The sequence below is a fragment of the Pectobacterium sp. IFB5596 genome (assembly GCF_021432585.1).
GTDB classification, from domain to species: Bacteria; Pseudomonadota; Gammaproteobacteria; order Enterobacterales; family Enterobacteriaceae; genus Pectobacterium; species Pectobacterium punjabense.
In genome coordinates, this window is sequence record NZ_LXFY01000002.1 from 112,006 (window position 1) to 124,383 (window position 12,378).

Consider the following 12,378-nt stretch of genomic DNA (forward strand, 5'->3'; position numbering starts at 1 on the left):
AAATTATCTGTTAGCAATCATTTATTATCGTCAACATAAAAAACCAAATAAAACCATCAATAAAAATGAATTAAAAGGTATTTTATACCTGAAACAATTCACATTTCAGGTACATAGCCAATGCATCTGCAATTTAATATATGACGATATATTAGGAGACTCGCATGATACGGCAGGTATTAGAGCTGCCAACCTGACTCATTTGATCGCCCTGCGTGAGTAAGACTAAATCTCCAGAAGCCAGATAGCCCTTTTCGCGCAGTAGCGTAATGGCATCGTGCGCAGCCGAAACCCCTTCAGCTTTGCTAGCAAAAAATAGCGGCGTTACACCACGATAGAGTGCCGCAAGATTCAGCGTCTTCTCATGACGGGACAGCGCAAAAATCGGTAAGCCTGACGTAATACGCGAGGTCATCCGTGCAGTGCGCCCTGATTCGGTCATGATGACAATCGCTTTGACACCTTTGAGGTGGTTTGCTGCATACATGGCCGACATGGCGATCGTTTCTTCAACATTATCGAACTCAACGTCAAGCCGGTGCTTAGACACGGTGACCTGAGGCTCTTTTTCTGCTCCCAAACACACTTTCGCCATAGCGATGACCGTTTCTTCCGGGTAGCTCCCCGCGGCGGTTTCCGCCGATAGCATGACGGCATCAGTGCCATCCAGCACGGCATTCGCGACATCCATCACCTCAGCACGCGTTGGCATCGGGCTGGCAATCATCGACTCCATCATTTGCGTCGCCGTAATCACAACGCGATTAAGACGACGAGCGCGTTGGATCAACGCTTTCTGCACACCAACCAGCGCAGCATCACCAATCTCTACCCCCAGATCGCCACGCGCTACCATCACCACATCAGATGCCAAAATGATGTCATCCATACATTCTGGTGTAGCGACCGCCTCAGCCCGTTCAACCTTGGCAACAATGGCCGCCTGACAACCCGCCTCACGCGCCAGTTGGCGAGCATAACGGAGATCGTCACCATTACGTGGGAATGACACGGCCAGAAAATCGACATTAATCTTGGCGGCGACCAAAATATCGGCTTTGTCTTTCTCGGTCAGTGCATCAGCAGATAACCCACCGCCCAGCTTGTTAACCCCTTTATTATTGGATAAGACACCGCCGACGGTAACGAGAGTGGTAATCTTTTCATCTGCCACACCCATCACTTTTAACTGAACGCGACCATCATCCAACAGCAAAATATCGCCGGGTACAACATCGTTCGGCAGGTTTTTATAATCGATACCGACCTGATGATTATCACCTAGCCCTCTTTCCAGACGGGCATCAAGAATAAACGTATCGCCAACATTCAAAAAAACCTTACCCTCTTTGAACGTTGACACTCTGATTTTAGGTCCCTGTAAATCCCCTAAAATCGCCACATGCTTATCAAGTTTACGTGCAATATTACGAATTTTTTCGGCACGAATAATATGATCGTCCAATGTGCCATGAGAAAAATTAAATCGAACAACATTCACGCCCGCGCTAATGATTTTCTCCAGATTATCATCACGATCGGTGGCTGGCCCCAGTGTTGCAACAATTTTAGTTCTTCTTAAAAATGCAGTCATTTCTCTTCCTGTTTTTATCCTAAAAAACGATGTTATGTATCCATTCCGTATAAGAAATGGAAAGCAATCCGCTGCAAAAAATAGGGACTAATGATGGATAGACGTCGCCTTAATTAAACGTCCAATATTTTCACAAGCGCGTTCCATATTTAACGCCCCTTCTTTTAATAAACCATCGATACTTTTCGCATGGGGAATAATACCGAAGATGGCGTCAATACCTTCCTGATAGAGATCTTCAACACCGCTTCCTACACAGCCAGATACCGCAATCACCGGGACGCTATTTTCCTTCGCCGTTCTTGCCACACCGTAGGGGGTTTTACCAAATTTGGTCTGACTATCAATACGTCCTTCCCCCGTAAAACAGAAATCGGCTTCAGACAATTTTTCCCTCAGCCCGCTGTACTCAATCACAATCTCAATGCCTTTTTGCAGCGTGCAATCGGTAAACGCCATCAGGCCTGCCCCCAACCCCCCCGCAGCTCCCGCGCCGGGCTGGCTAGCGATATCTTTACCCAACTGTGCCTTAATAAGCGTGGCATAGTGAGACAGATTGCCGTCGAGCATGCTCACCATTTCAGGCGTTGCTCCCTTTTGCGGTCCAAAAATATGTGAAGCACCATTTTCACCACACAATGGGTTAGTCACATCACACGCCACCAGAATATCTATGCCAGCCAGACGCTGATCAATGCCAGAAATATCAATATGATGTAGTCTTCCTAATGCACCACCGCCACGGTTTAGCCGTTCACCGGCTTCATCATAGAATTTCACCCCAAGCGCTTCTGCCATCCCTGCGCCACCATCATTGGTTGCGCTACCACCGATACCCAGGATGATCTTTTTGATCCCCTTATCCAGGCAGGCACGAATCAACTGGCCGGTGCCGTAAGTCGTCGTGATCAAAGGATTTTTGGTGTCCTGATTAACATGGTGAATACCGCTGGCAGAGGCCATTTCAATCACGGCAATGTCACCGTCGCCCATCACACCATAGGTTGCTTCAACCGGCTCGCCCAATGGACCAACCACCGTTTGCTGGAAAATTTGTCCCTGTGTCGCATCAATCAATGATTGCACGGTGCCTTCACCGCCATCTGCCATGGGTACGTGAATATACGTCGCTTCAGGGAATATCTTTTTCAGACCTTTTTCCATGGCAATACACACTTCTTTTGCCGTCATGCTTTCCTTGAAGGAGTCTGGTGCCAAAACAAACGTTTCATTTTTCATGTTCATTATCTCGCTACCTTATAAAACAAAACCGTACAAAACCGTTGAGACAATGGCCATTGTCCCCCCTACCAGCGCCTCATAAGGAATTAAGGCCATACGCTGCCGAATACTCATATTCATGCTTTGTGCTGTGACGTGGAAATAATTACCCTGCGGTAGAGAGTCAATAACGGTAGCGCCAGTATGAACCATGACGGCGGAGGCAATGGGAGGAGCGCCAATATGCGAAATAGCATCGCCAAATGTTCCTGTCGCTAAAATAACGCCAGTAGATGTTGATGCTGTGGCAGCAGCCATCAAAATACCCGATATCGGTGCCAGGAAGGTGCCGGAAATACCTAGAACATTAATTAATGCGACAACCTGTATCGATAAATTTGAAGCGGCAATTAATCCGGCAATCGCACCTGCACCAATTAAAATCAGCACGGTGGCCGTCATTTTCTCCAACCCGGATGCCGTGTAAGCCAACATTTTGTGTTGTTGTCCCATCGCTATCAAACCAATAAACCCCGCCAGCGGCAGTACATACATCGCATCAAGTTTAAAAGAAGAGAGCAGGCCAATATGCAAAATAGAACCAATGGGATTCAGCATCAGCAGAACAACGGCAACCAACGGTGCTACAATCGCTTTGCCAAGCGTCGGATAGGCCTTTTCACTGGCCGTGGCAGACAGGGCATTCGCTTCCTGTTCGCTGACCTTGACACCTTTGTTCTTCAGTAATGTGGCAACGACCACTGCCATTATCATGCCGCAAACCGCAGGAATAAAACCGGCAATCATCACATCACTCAAGCTCAGGTGAAACCCATTCGCTGCTGCAATGGTATTCGGATTCGGTGAAATAATATTGCCCGCTTTTCCGCCACCAGACAGTGCCAATAGCAATGCCAACTTTGACACGCCCATTTTATTCCCAACAGACAGCGCGATCGGGGCAACAATTAACACGGCAACAGGAATAAATACGCCAACGGAGGTAATAATCATCGTTGCTAACGTCAGCGCTAAAATAGCTTTTCCTTCCCCCATTTTTCTTACGATTGCCTGGGCAATCGTTTCTGCGGCTCCTGACTCCATCATCACTCCTGCTAAAACACCAGCCGCCAATACGCGGATAACGGTGCCCATCACACTTTGTGTGCCGGAGGTTAATAGTGAAATAGTTTGATCTAAATTGGCTCCGCCAATCACAGCGCCAATGATGGCACCAAAAAACAAAGAATAGACGGGATTAACTTTTCTGAGAATAAGAAGTATAGCAATAAACAAACCTATTAAAGCCCCATACCAACCAAGGGGTTCCATTGCATGCATAATTAAACCTCTTCTTGTTTTTTATAAAAAATAGACAGCAGGGTACGAATACAAATCTTTTTCCTGGCCGATTTGTATTAAATGATGTTTTAAATTCTATTAACGATTAATAAAGAACAACGTTAAAACCTCGCCCTATTAATATTTCACGATGGTTATTCTATGCTTTCCTAATAAATCGACCTATGTGTCCAGACACGAAAAAAATGGGCATTTGAATAAAAAAAACTGTGTCAGAGAACAAGATAGCGAGAGGTTTATCACATTGTGATTTGGCGACAGCAGAAACGAAGGTTGGTCAGGCAGGGGTAAAAAGGCACAGAAAACCAGCGCAAACAAAAAGGAGGCTGCGTGCTAATCCAAACAGCCTCCTGCTACGTCATCAGCCATGTTCAATCAGCATTACCGCTGTCGTATCCGCTTCTAGCGCATCAAACAGATGCGGAACATCAGCGGAATAGCTGATGTAATCCCCTGCACTCAATTCAACGGGTTGCGTCACTGGCCCGATTCTGGCGCGGCCACGGCTCAGGATCACATGTTCAATCGTCCCTGGCCTATGCGGTTGAGAGACTCTGGCTTCCCCCGGCTGTACGTTGAGCCGATAAATATCACGCTGCGCGCCTGCCGGACACGCAGCCAGCAGAGTCGCAGCATAGTTTGCCTGCTCCGAATAGGTTGCCGCGCCTTCGTTAGCACGAATCACCTGCACATGCTGACGAGACTGACCAATCAGTTGGCTTACCTGCACATCAAGCGCCATCGCCAATGCCCAGAGCGTTTCCAGGCTAGGGTTGCCGATCCCGGTTTCCAACTGCGAAAGCGTTGATTTTGCCAGCCCTGCTCGCTTTGCCAGTTCGGTGACTGACAGGTTTAACCGTTCACGTTCACGCCGAATAGCAACGGCCAGCCGTGCGATTGGCGTAATCGCCTGTGCGCCATTTTCCTGATTATCGATCGTCATAGCGTTCACCATAATGACCATTTGTTCGACTTGACGAACAAAGGCGTTGTGTTCATTATTTTGTCCTGTTGTTCATTATAAAAAATTTTGTTCGCTATAACAGCACACACTTTGCACAAATAGGTAGGAAAAAAGATGACATCCCAGACTCGCGGCACGATAGAAATGGCTATCGCGATGCTCATTTCCGGTACGGTTGGCTGGTTCGTTTTGACAACAGGACAACCCGCCATGACCGTGGTGTTCTGGCGCTGCGCATTCGGCGCATTGACGATGCTGATCGTGTGCGGACTATTAGGCTTGCTGCGGCGGGACGTCATTAATAAGAAGCAGGCTGGCATTGCCCTACTCGGCGGGCTAGCGCTGGTACTCAATTGGACGCTGCTGTTTGGCGCGTATGCACACGCGTCTATCGCCGTCGCCACGGTGGTTTATCATACGCAGCCCTTTATGCTCGTGGGGCTAGGCGCGATCTTTTTCAGGGAAACACTGACCCTCAACAAAGTCTGCTGGCTACTGTGCGCTTTTAGCGGCATCGTCCTGATCGTCAGCGCGCAAACAGGTGCTGACAGCGCTGACAAAGGCTATCTGTCTGGTGTACTGATGGCATTGGGTGCTGCGTTCTTCTACGCCGTAGCGGCCGCGATAACGAAAAAGCTCTCGGCGCTCCCGCCGCATGTGATCGTACTGATACAGCTGTTCGTTGGCGTCGTTATCCTTGCCCCCTTCGCGGCAATGCCTGCCTCTCCGACCATGTCACAGTGGGGAATGCTTGTGGCGATTGGTGTGATCCATACCGGGCTGATGTCGACGCTGTTGTACAGCGCAATCCAGAAAATCCCGACCGCGCTGGTTGGTGCGCTATCGTTTATCTATCCGGTCATTGCCGCTCTGGTAGACTGGGCAGCCTTTGGGCATCGGTTAGACGCGATGCAACTTGCGGGTGCCGTCGCCATTCTGCTGTCCGCCGCAGGGATGACGTTCGGCTGGCATATCAGGTTCAACCGGCAAAGGGATAACCCGCGTCATGATGCACCGCATCCGGGGGAAAAACAGGACGCCTTTCCCCCGACACAGCCGAACCATGTCGATTAAAACGCTTCCAGCGCCAACAGCTCTGTCAGGTTCTGACGACGGCGAATCAGGCGCGGTTCGCCATTTTCAAACAGCACTTCCGGCAGCAGCGGACGGCTGTTGTAGTTAGAGGACATGGATGCACCGTACGCGCCGGTGTCATGGAATACCAGATAGTCGCCAACCTGCGCATCTGGCAATGGGAAGGTTTCTACGCCGCCCCCCGCCTGTTGGGTGAACACATCACCAGATTCACACAGCGGTCCTGCAATCACGCTATCGTGCAACGTGGACTGGCTGATATCGCGGCCATCGCCTGACAACAGAGAAACATGGTGATAGCTGCCGTACATCGCCGGACGCATCAGATCGTTAAACCCGGCATCGACCAGCACAAAATGGCGGCTGCCCATGGATTTTATCGCCCGTACTTCCGCCACCAGCACACCGGATTCCGCCACCAGAAAACGTCCGGGTTCGATTTCCAGCGTCACCGGATGACCGAGATGCGCGGCAATTTTCTCACGCGCCGCGTTCCACAGCCCGTAATAGTGTTCGGTATCAATCGCTTCTTCCCCGTGGCGATAGGGAATCGACAGCCCGCCGCCCGCTGAAATCGCCTCGATATCCTGACCCAGTTCAACGACCTGCTGCACCATCGCCTCGCACACCTGTTCCAGATGGCCGTAATCCACGCCGGAGCCAATGTGCATGTGAATCCCCACCAGCTTTAGCTGGTAGCGCTGAATGTGTTCCAGCGCCAGCGGCAAATCGCCGTACCAGATACCGTGCTTGCTGTTCTCGCCGCCGGTATTAGTTTTCTGGCTATGACCATGACCAAAACCCGGATTCACACGCAGCCATACCGGATGCCCCGGTGACTGCAGCCCAAGCTGTTCTAGCATATCCACCGAACCCGCGTTCACCGGGATATTCAGTTCGGCAACGCGTTGCAGCGTCGGGCGATCCAGCAGATCGGCAGTAAATACGATCTCATGCGCGTCAGTACCCGGCACAAACCCCGCCACCAGCGCACGCTCAATTTCCCCCAGCGATACCGAATCGACTTTCACCCCTTGTTCGCGCATCAGGCGCAAAATATGCGTGTTGGAACACGCCTTCTGCGCGAAGCGGATCGTATCGAACTGACGCAGTTGGGCGATGCGATTAACGATGGTCTGCGCGTCATAGGCCCACACCGGGCAACCAAAACGGGCAGGCAGTTCACGCAGGCTTTGCGCGTTCAGAGCATGAGTGAGGTCATTCAGATCGTGAGGCATAAATAATTACCGATTTGCGAAGTTATACGTGATTGGGCATCACTATAAAAATTACCCAATGGGTACACAAATATCGTTTAAGGTAGACTCTATTCATTTCTGATATGGTTTATTTCAGTGAATAGAGGAGGCGACATGGCAGCAGTATCCTTACGGCACATCGAGATTTTCCATGCGGTGATGACGACCGGTAATCTGACGGAAGCGGCGGCGTTGCTGAATACGTCACAGCCGACCGTCAGCCGCGAGCTGGCACGCTTTGAGAAACTGGTTCAGATGACGTTGTTCGAGCGACTGCGCGGCAGGCTTTACCCCACCGCACAGGGGCTAGAGCTCTTTGAAGAAGTGCAACGCTCTTACTATGGACTAGAACGGATCATCAACGCCGCCCGCGATATTCGCCGTTTTCAGCAGGCACAGCTTTCCATTGCCTGCCTGCCCGTGTTCTCACAGTCGCTATTGCCTGACGTTTGCAAACCGCTGCTGGCACGCTATCCGCTGCTTAATCTGCACATCATTCCACAGGAATCACCGCTGCTGGAAGAGTGGCTGTCCGCGCAGCGCCATGATTTAGGGTTAACGGAAAACAGCTTCACACCAGCCGGTACAGAGCGGCAAACGCTGATGTTATTAAATGAAGTGTGCGTGCTGCCTGCCGAACATCCACTGGCACAAAAAGCGGTGCTCACACCGCAGGATTTTGCTCATCAACCCTTTATTAGCCTGTCGAGCGCCGACAGCTATCGTCAGTTGCTGGACAAACTGTTTCAGGAACAGAGCGTGTCACGCCGGATGGTACTGGAAACCCACAGTGCTGCATCGGTGTGTGCGATGGTGCGGGCAGGCATTGGGCTGTCCATCGTCAACCCGCTAACCGCCTTGGATTATGCGGCCTCCGGCGTGGTCGTGCGGCCTTTCAGTATCGATGTCCCCTTTACTGTCAGCCTGATCCGCCCGTTGCACCGCCCAGCGTCGGCACTCGTCGATACCGTCATTGAACAACTCAAGCAGTCCGCCGCAAGCGTGCCTGCACGTCTGGAACAGGCCTTACAACAGTAACGCTCGGTTCGCTCTACAGCACTTTCTGGGTCAGCGTCCGCCAGCGCGGATCGTGGGCAAACCACTCCACCAGAAAATCTAACAGAGTACGCAGCGCAGCGGGCATCTGGCGGCGAGAGGTGTAAATACCGTAAATGCCCATCTCCTGCGGGCGATATTCTGGCAGCAGCGCGACCAACTGCCCGCTGGCGAGATAAGGTGTTACAGAATAGCGCGGTTGCAGCGCAATCCCCGCGCCTTCCAACGCACCTGACAGCAGCACAAGCGATTCATTGCCGCTCAGGTTCCCGCTGACGGGAATCGTAAACTTTTCATCATCGCGGGAAAAATGCCACAGGCTTTTGCCAAAATAGGTGTAGGTCAGGCAGTTATGAATTGAGAGATCGGTAAGTAGACGTGGAATACCATGCTCATTCAAATAAGAAGGTGACGCACACAATACCGACTCGCAGCTTGCCAGCGGGCGCGCGATCAAATTGGGATCGAGCTCGTTGGTGATACGCAACGCCAGATCGATACGCTCCTCGACCAGATTCACTGACCGGTTATTCATTTGCAGATCGATAGCGACCCGAGGATGGTGCCGCAGAAAAGTCGTTATCGCCATGCCGACAGCTCCCTGCGCCAGTGACTGTGAACAGCTAAGGCGTAGCAGGCCGCTTAACATGGCATTGCCTGTATCAGCCTCGACACGCATGTCCGCCGTCAGCGCCAGCATCTCCCGACAGCGCGCCAGCGTTTTTTCCCCCGCATCCGTCAGGCTTAGCTTGCGCGTGGTGCGATGCAATAACCGCGCGCCCGCCCACGTCTCCATCTCTGCCAGATAGCGCGTTACCATCGCTCGGGACATATCCAGCGTCTCTGCCGCTGCGATCATGCTGCCGCGGTCTATAATAGTCACAAACACTTCCGCAGCCGTAATGCGATCCATAGATTAGTCCGTTATATGCAACAAACAATTGCCGTTTTTGCGGTTTTTCGTACGATTAATGCAACATAACATGAACCCACTTTCTGTCATACCTGTGGAGTATCACCATGTCTAAATCTATCGTTTTTACCGTATCTTTACTCGCTGCATCACTGGGTCTGGCTTCTGCGGCCAACGCCGCCGAGTTAAAAATCGACGTATTTAATCCAGGCGAAGCCAGTGTATTCCCGGTTTCTTCTGAGATTATCAGCGGCGATACAGAAGTTGCTCTGATTGATGCACAGTTCCAGCGTAACGATGCTCAAACGCTGGTTGATCGCATCAAAGCCACTGGCAAGAAACTGACTACCGTCTATATCAGCCATTCCGACCCTGATTATTACTTCGGTCTGGACGTGATTAAAGCCGCGTTCCCAGACGCTAAAATCATTGCGACCCAAGCCACCATCGATGCCATTAACGCGAGCAAAGACGGCAAAGTGGTACACTGGGGCCCGGTTCTGAAAGAGAACGCACCGAAAGAGATCGTTGTTCCTCAACTATTGGCAGGCGATAGCTTTACCGTTGATGGTAAAAAACTGGAAGTGAAAGGACTGACAGGGCCAACACCCGATCGCACTTACGTTTGGATTCCTTCGCTGAAAGCCGTTGTCGGCGGTATTCCGGTATCTGCCAACATCCACGTCTGGCTTGCCGATACTCAAACGCCAGAATCTCGCGTTCACTGGCGTGAAACGTTGAAATCCATTGAAGCGCTGAAGCCAACCACTGTCGTACCAGGCCACTTCATCGCACCAACAGATTACACCCTGAAAAACGTAACGTTCACACTGCAATATTTGGATACGGTGGAAAAAGAGCTGGCGAAAAGCAAAAATTCTGCCGAACTGATCGCCGCAATGAAGAAACACTACCCGACGCTGAAAGAAGAATCGGGTCTTGAACTGAGCGCACAAGTTCTGAAAGGTGAGATGAAGTGGCCGCAGTAAGACTGCATTATATTTACGATCCCTTGTGCGGCTGGTGCTACGGCGCCGCCCCACTCGCGCTGGCTGCGCAGGAGATTGACGGACTGGATCTGATCCTCCATGGAGGCGGTATGATGACCGGCAGCAATAGCCGGACCATCACCCCAGAGTGGCACGATTATGTGATTCCTCACGATCGCCGTATTGCGCAGTTAACCGGGCAAACCTTCGGAGAAGATTATTACGAAGGACTGCTGCGCGATACCAGCGTCGTGCTGGATTCCGCGCCGCCGACGGCTGCTGTACTGGCTGCGGAAGCCATAGACGACAAAGGCATGGCGATGCTGTACCAGATTGAGCAAGCACACTACGTTTCCGGTCTCAAGATCGTCGACACCGCCGTGCTGCGTCAATGTGCAGAAGCAATCGGCCTGGATGGCGATGCCTTCTGCACGGAGTTGACGTTTGTTCGAGCAGAAACACTGTCACAGCACATCAACGCCAGCCGGGAACTTCTGGCAAAAGTGCGCGGACAAGGTTTTCCTACTTTTGCGCTAGAAGATGCCAACGGGAATTTCCAACAAATACCCGCGGCAAACTACCTCGGTCAGGTAGAAGCGTGGCGTAGCATGCTCATACAGATGGTCAACCACGCAACGGCATAATCACAGCGCCCCACCTTTCTCAAGGGAGCAAGCCAATAGCCTGCTCCCTTTCCTTTTTTGTTCTCAATGCAGTTTGTATCTCATCCCTGCAAACCGCTAAAGTATCTCCTTCGTGATCAATCAGCGCACTACCGCGCGTATTCATCCATCGCGTTGAAAGGAAAGCAACGTGAGAGCGATGCGCCCAGCGTGATGGCCGGAAAGTACGCTTACGCTGATGAATACAGCGGGCTGATGCCTATTGATGGGCTATAAATGCGCAAAGCAGTCAATAACGGGGGGGATTAACAATGAAATTAAGCCACAGCTTTAGCAGTGCATTAAGAACGTTTGCCTATTTTATGGCTAGCGGCACCCAAAATACGCTTGAAGGCATTGACTACCTTTCGCTATACGGTGAAGAGCCCAGCGCGTTTGAACAGGTCTTCGCTATCTACGCCAACGTGTTAGAACTGGATGAAGACGGCAACGTACTGAACGCCAAATATGCCGAAAAACGGGCAACAGACTATTTACGACAATACTGCGACCCCAGTTTCACCGTTGAACCACCTTATGAAGACTGGGAAGTTGAGTTGCATTAATTTATCTACAGGACGTCTTGATCAAAAAAGCCTCGACGAATCCGCCGAGGCCTAGTAAACATCCGCATTAATGACGGATTATAATATTTTTATATCAGTCAGCTTGACGGGTAAAAACAACATCTTCAAATGAAAAACGCTGTTGGCCACCGCTAATCGTGGTATACGAACGGCTGCCGCTTAACGTAATTTGTTGAGGGGTATCCGTTGATGTTCCAACCCAATAGTCACGAATAACATAGTTGTAACCACCAATGTTATTACGATAGGTGCATGCAACACCTAAATTGATTGTGGCTCGCCCAGCGGTATAGAGCCATGACCCAGAGAAAGATTCCCCTTGATAAATAAATTCACCTACAGGTGTATCTTTTGCGGTGAATGTTCCGGTAAATGTTGCTCCTGCAAAATCAGGATCGGTAATAACCAGTGTATGTTTACCATCTTCGCTAGAATACGTTCCGGCTTCTAACATAATTAACCTCTATATATTAAATTATTTGAAAGATAAAAAACAAAGCCCTGTCGCATCTATAATAAAAAACATTACATTTTAGCCAGCAAGGTACTAAATATAATGTGAGATACGCAGTGCACAGAGAGTGTATGAGAAAAAGAGGAAATAGCTTATTAAACTGTTTTATAACTTAAGCATGTTAACGATAATATCCAATCAACGCTGCGAGCCTGATGAAAG

At 50.5% G+C, this 12,378-nt stretch carries 12 protein-coding genes; 5 read left to right on the plus strand and 7 right to left on the minus strand.

All coding sequences use genetic code 11. The features are described 5' to 3' along the window. Positions 1–151: 151 nt before the first annotated feature. The 4 genes from pyk to A6301_RS04735 form a co-directional block, all read right to left on the minus strand. A complete protein-coding gene (pyk, locus tag A6301_RS04720) occupies positions 152–1,594 on the minus strand; it encodes a pyruvate kinase (protein ID WP_107168098.1) in 1,443 nt (480 codons plus the stop codon). Positions 1,595–1,681: 87 nt separating this feature from the next. After that, complete coding sequence (locus A6301_RS04725) at positions 1,682–2,839, minus strand: glycerate kinase (protein ID WP_205942451.1); 1,158 nt, start codon at positions 2,837–2,839, stop codon at positions 1,682–1,684. Between the two features lie 12 nt (positions 2,840–2,851). Then, the gene (locus A6301_RS04730) at positions 2,852–4,156 is read right to left on the minus strand and encodes a GntP family permease (RefSeq protein WP_107168097.1); all 1,305 of its coding nucleotides are present in this window, start codon (positions 4,154–4,156) and stop codon (positions 2,852–2,854) included. A 382-nt stretch (positions 4,157–4,538) separates the two neighbouring features. Continuing rightward, positions 4,539–5,132 carry a helix-turn-helix domain-containing protein gene (locus tag A6301_RS04735; RefSeq protein ID WP_370642170.1) on the minus strand — a complete coding sequence of 198 codons (594 nt, stop codon included), beginning with the start codon at positions 5,130–5,132 and terminating at the stop codon, positions 4,539–4,541. A 123-nt stretch (positions 5,133–5,255) separates the two neighbouring features. Between A6301_RS04735 and A6301_RS04740 the strand changes: the two genes are divergently transcribed. Then, positions 5,256–6,215 carry a DMT family transporter gene (locus A6301_RS04740; RefSeq protein WP_234257216.1) on the plus strand — a complete coding sequence of 320 codons (960 nt, stop codon included), beginning with the start codon at positions 5,256–5,258 and terminating at the stop codon, positions 6,213–6,215. Here A6301_RS04740 and lysA read toward each other — a convergent pair. Next, positions 6,212–7,474: a diaminopimelate decarboxylase gene (lysA, locus tag A6301_RS04745; protein ID WP_234257217.1), complete on the minus strand. Its 1,263-nt coding sequence runs from the start codon at positions 7,472–7,474 to the stop codon at positions 6,212–6,214. The genes A6301_RS04740 and lysA overlap by 4 nt on opposite strands. Before the next feature lie 135 nt (positions 7,475–7,609). On the opposite strand from lysA, the gene A6301_RS04750 reads away from it, so the two are divergent. After that, the gene (locus A6301_RS04750; RefSeq protein ID WP_234257218.1) at positions 7,610–8,533 is read left to right on the plus strand and encodes a LysR family transcriptional regulator; all 924 of its coding nucleotides are present in this window, start codon (positions 7,610–7,612) and stop codon (positions 8,531–8,533) included. Between the two features lie 13 nt (positions 8,534–8,546). Here the strand turns inward: A6301_RS04750 and A6301_RS04755 are convergent, their stop codons facing one another. Next, positions 8,547–9,464 (minus strand): LysR family transcriptional regulator, encoded by a 918-nt coding sequence (locus A6301_RS04755; protein ID WP_107168093.1) that lies wholly within the window; start codon positions 9,462–9,464, stop codon positions 8,547–8,549. 107 nt (positions 9,465–9,571) lie between these two features. Between A6301_RS04755 and A6301_RS04760 the strand changes: the two genes are divergently transcribed. From A6301_RS04760 to A6301_RS04770, 3 genes are all read left to right on the plus strand, one after another. Next, positions 9,572–10,453: an MBL fold metallo-hydrolase gene (locus A6301_RS04760; protein WP_234257219.1), complete on the plus strand. Its 882-nt coding sequence runs from the start codon at positions 9,572–9,574 to the stop codon at positions 10,451–10,453. Beyond that, positions 10,441–11,097, plus strand: a complete 657-nt coding sequence (locus A6301_RS04765; RefSeq protein WP_234257220.1) for a DsbA family protein — start codon at positions 10,441–10,443, stop codon at positions 11,095–11,097. Before A6301_RS04760 ends, A6301_RS04765 begins: the two co-directional genes overlap by 13 nt. Before the next feature lie 290 nt (positions 11,098–11,387). After that, positions 11,388–11,681, plus strand: coding sequence for a hypothetical protein (locus A6301_RS04770; protein WP_010279195.1), 294 nt, complete (start codon positions 11,388–11,390; stop codon positions 11,679–11,681). Positions 11,682–11,775: 94 nt separating this feature from the next. Here A6301_RS04770 and A6301_RS04775 read toward each other — a convergent pair whose 3' ends face one another. Continuing rightward, the gene (locus A6301_RS04775; protein WP_107168089.1) at positions 11,776–12,156 is read right to left on the minus strand and encodes a hypothetical protein; all 381 of its coding nucleotides are present in this window, start codon (positions 12,154–12,156) and stop codon (positions 11,776–11,778) included. Positions 12,157–12,378 lie beyond the last annotated feature (222 nt).

What these genes read in the sequence shown, in the direction of transcription:
- pyk (WP_107168098.1), bottom strand. Translation starts at nt 1,594, where the DNA reads ATGACTGCATTTTTAAGAAGAACTAAAATTGTTGCAACACTGGGGCCA.
- A6301_RS04725 (WP_205942451.1), bottom strand. Translation starts at nt 2,839, where the DNA reads ATGAACATGAAAAATGAAACGTTTGTTTTGGCACCAGACTCCTTCAAG.
- A6301_RS04730 (WP_107168097.1), bottom strand. Translation starts at nt 4,156, where the DNA reads ATGCATGCAATGGAACCCCTTGGTTGGTATGGGGCTTTAATAGGTTTG.
- A6301_RS04735 (WP_370642170.1), bottom strand. Translation starts at nt 5,132, where the DNA reads ATGGTGAACGCTATGACGATCGATAATCAGGAAAATGGCGCACAGGCG.
- A6301_RS04740 (WP_234257216.1), top strand. Translation starts at nt 5,256, where the DNA reads ATGACATCCCAGACTCGCGGCACGATAGAAATGGCTATCGCGATGCTC.
- lysA (WP_234257217.1), bottom strand. Translation starts at nt 7,474, where the DNA reads ATGCCTCACGATCTGAATGACCTCACTCATGCTCTGAACGCGCAAAGC.
- A6301_RS04750 (WP_234257218.1), top strand. Translation starts at nt 7,610, where the DNA reads ATGGCAGCAGTATCCTTACGGCACATCGAGATTTTCCATGCGGTGATG.
- A6301_RS04755 (WP_107168093.1), bottom strand. Translation starts at nt 9,464, where the DNA reads ATGGATCGCATTACGGCTGCGGAAGTGTTTGTGACTATTATAGACCGC.
- A6301_RS04760 (WP_234257219.1), top strand. Translation starts at nt 9,572, where the DNA reads ATGTCTAAATCTATCGTTTTTACCGTATCTTTACTCGCTGCATCACTG.
- A6301_RS04770 (WP_010279195.1), top strand. Translation starts at nt 11,388, where the DNA reads ATGAAATTAAGCCACAGCTTTAGCAGTGCATTAAGAACGTTTGCCTAT.
- A6301_RS04775 (WP_107168089.1), bottom strand. Translation starts at nt 12,156, where the DNA reads ATGTTAGAAGCCGGAACGTATTCTAGCGAAGATGGTAAACATACACTG.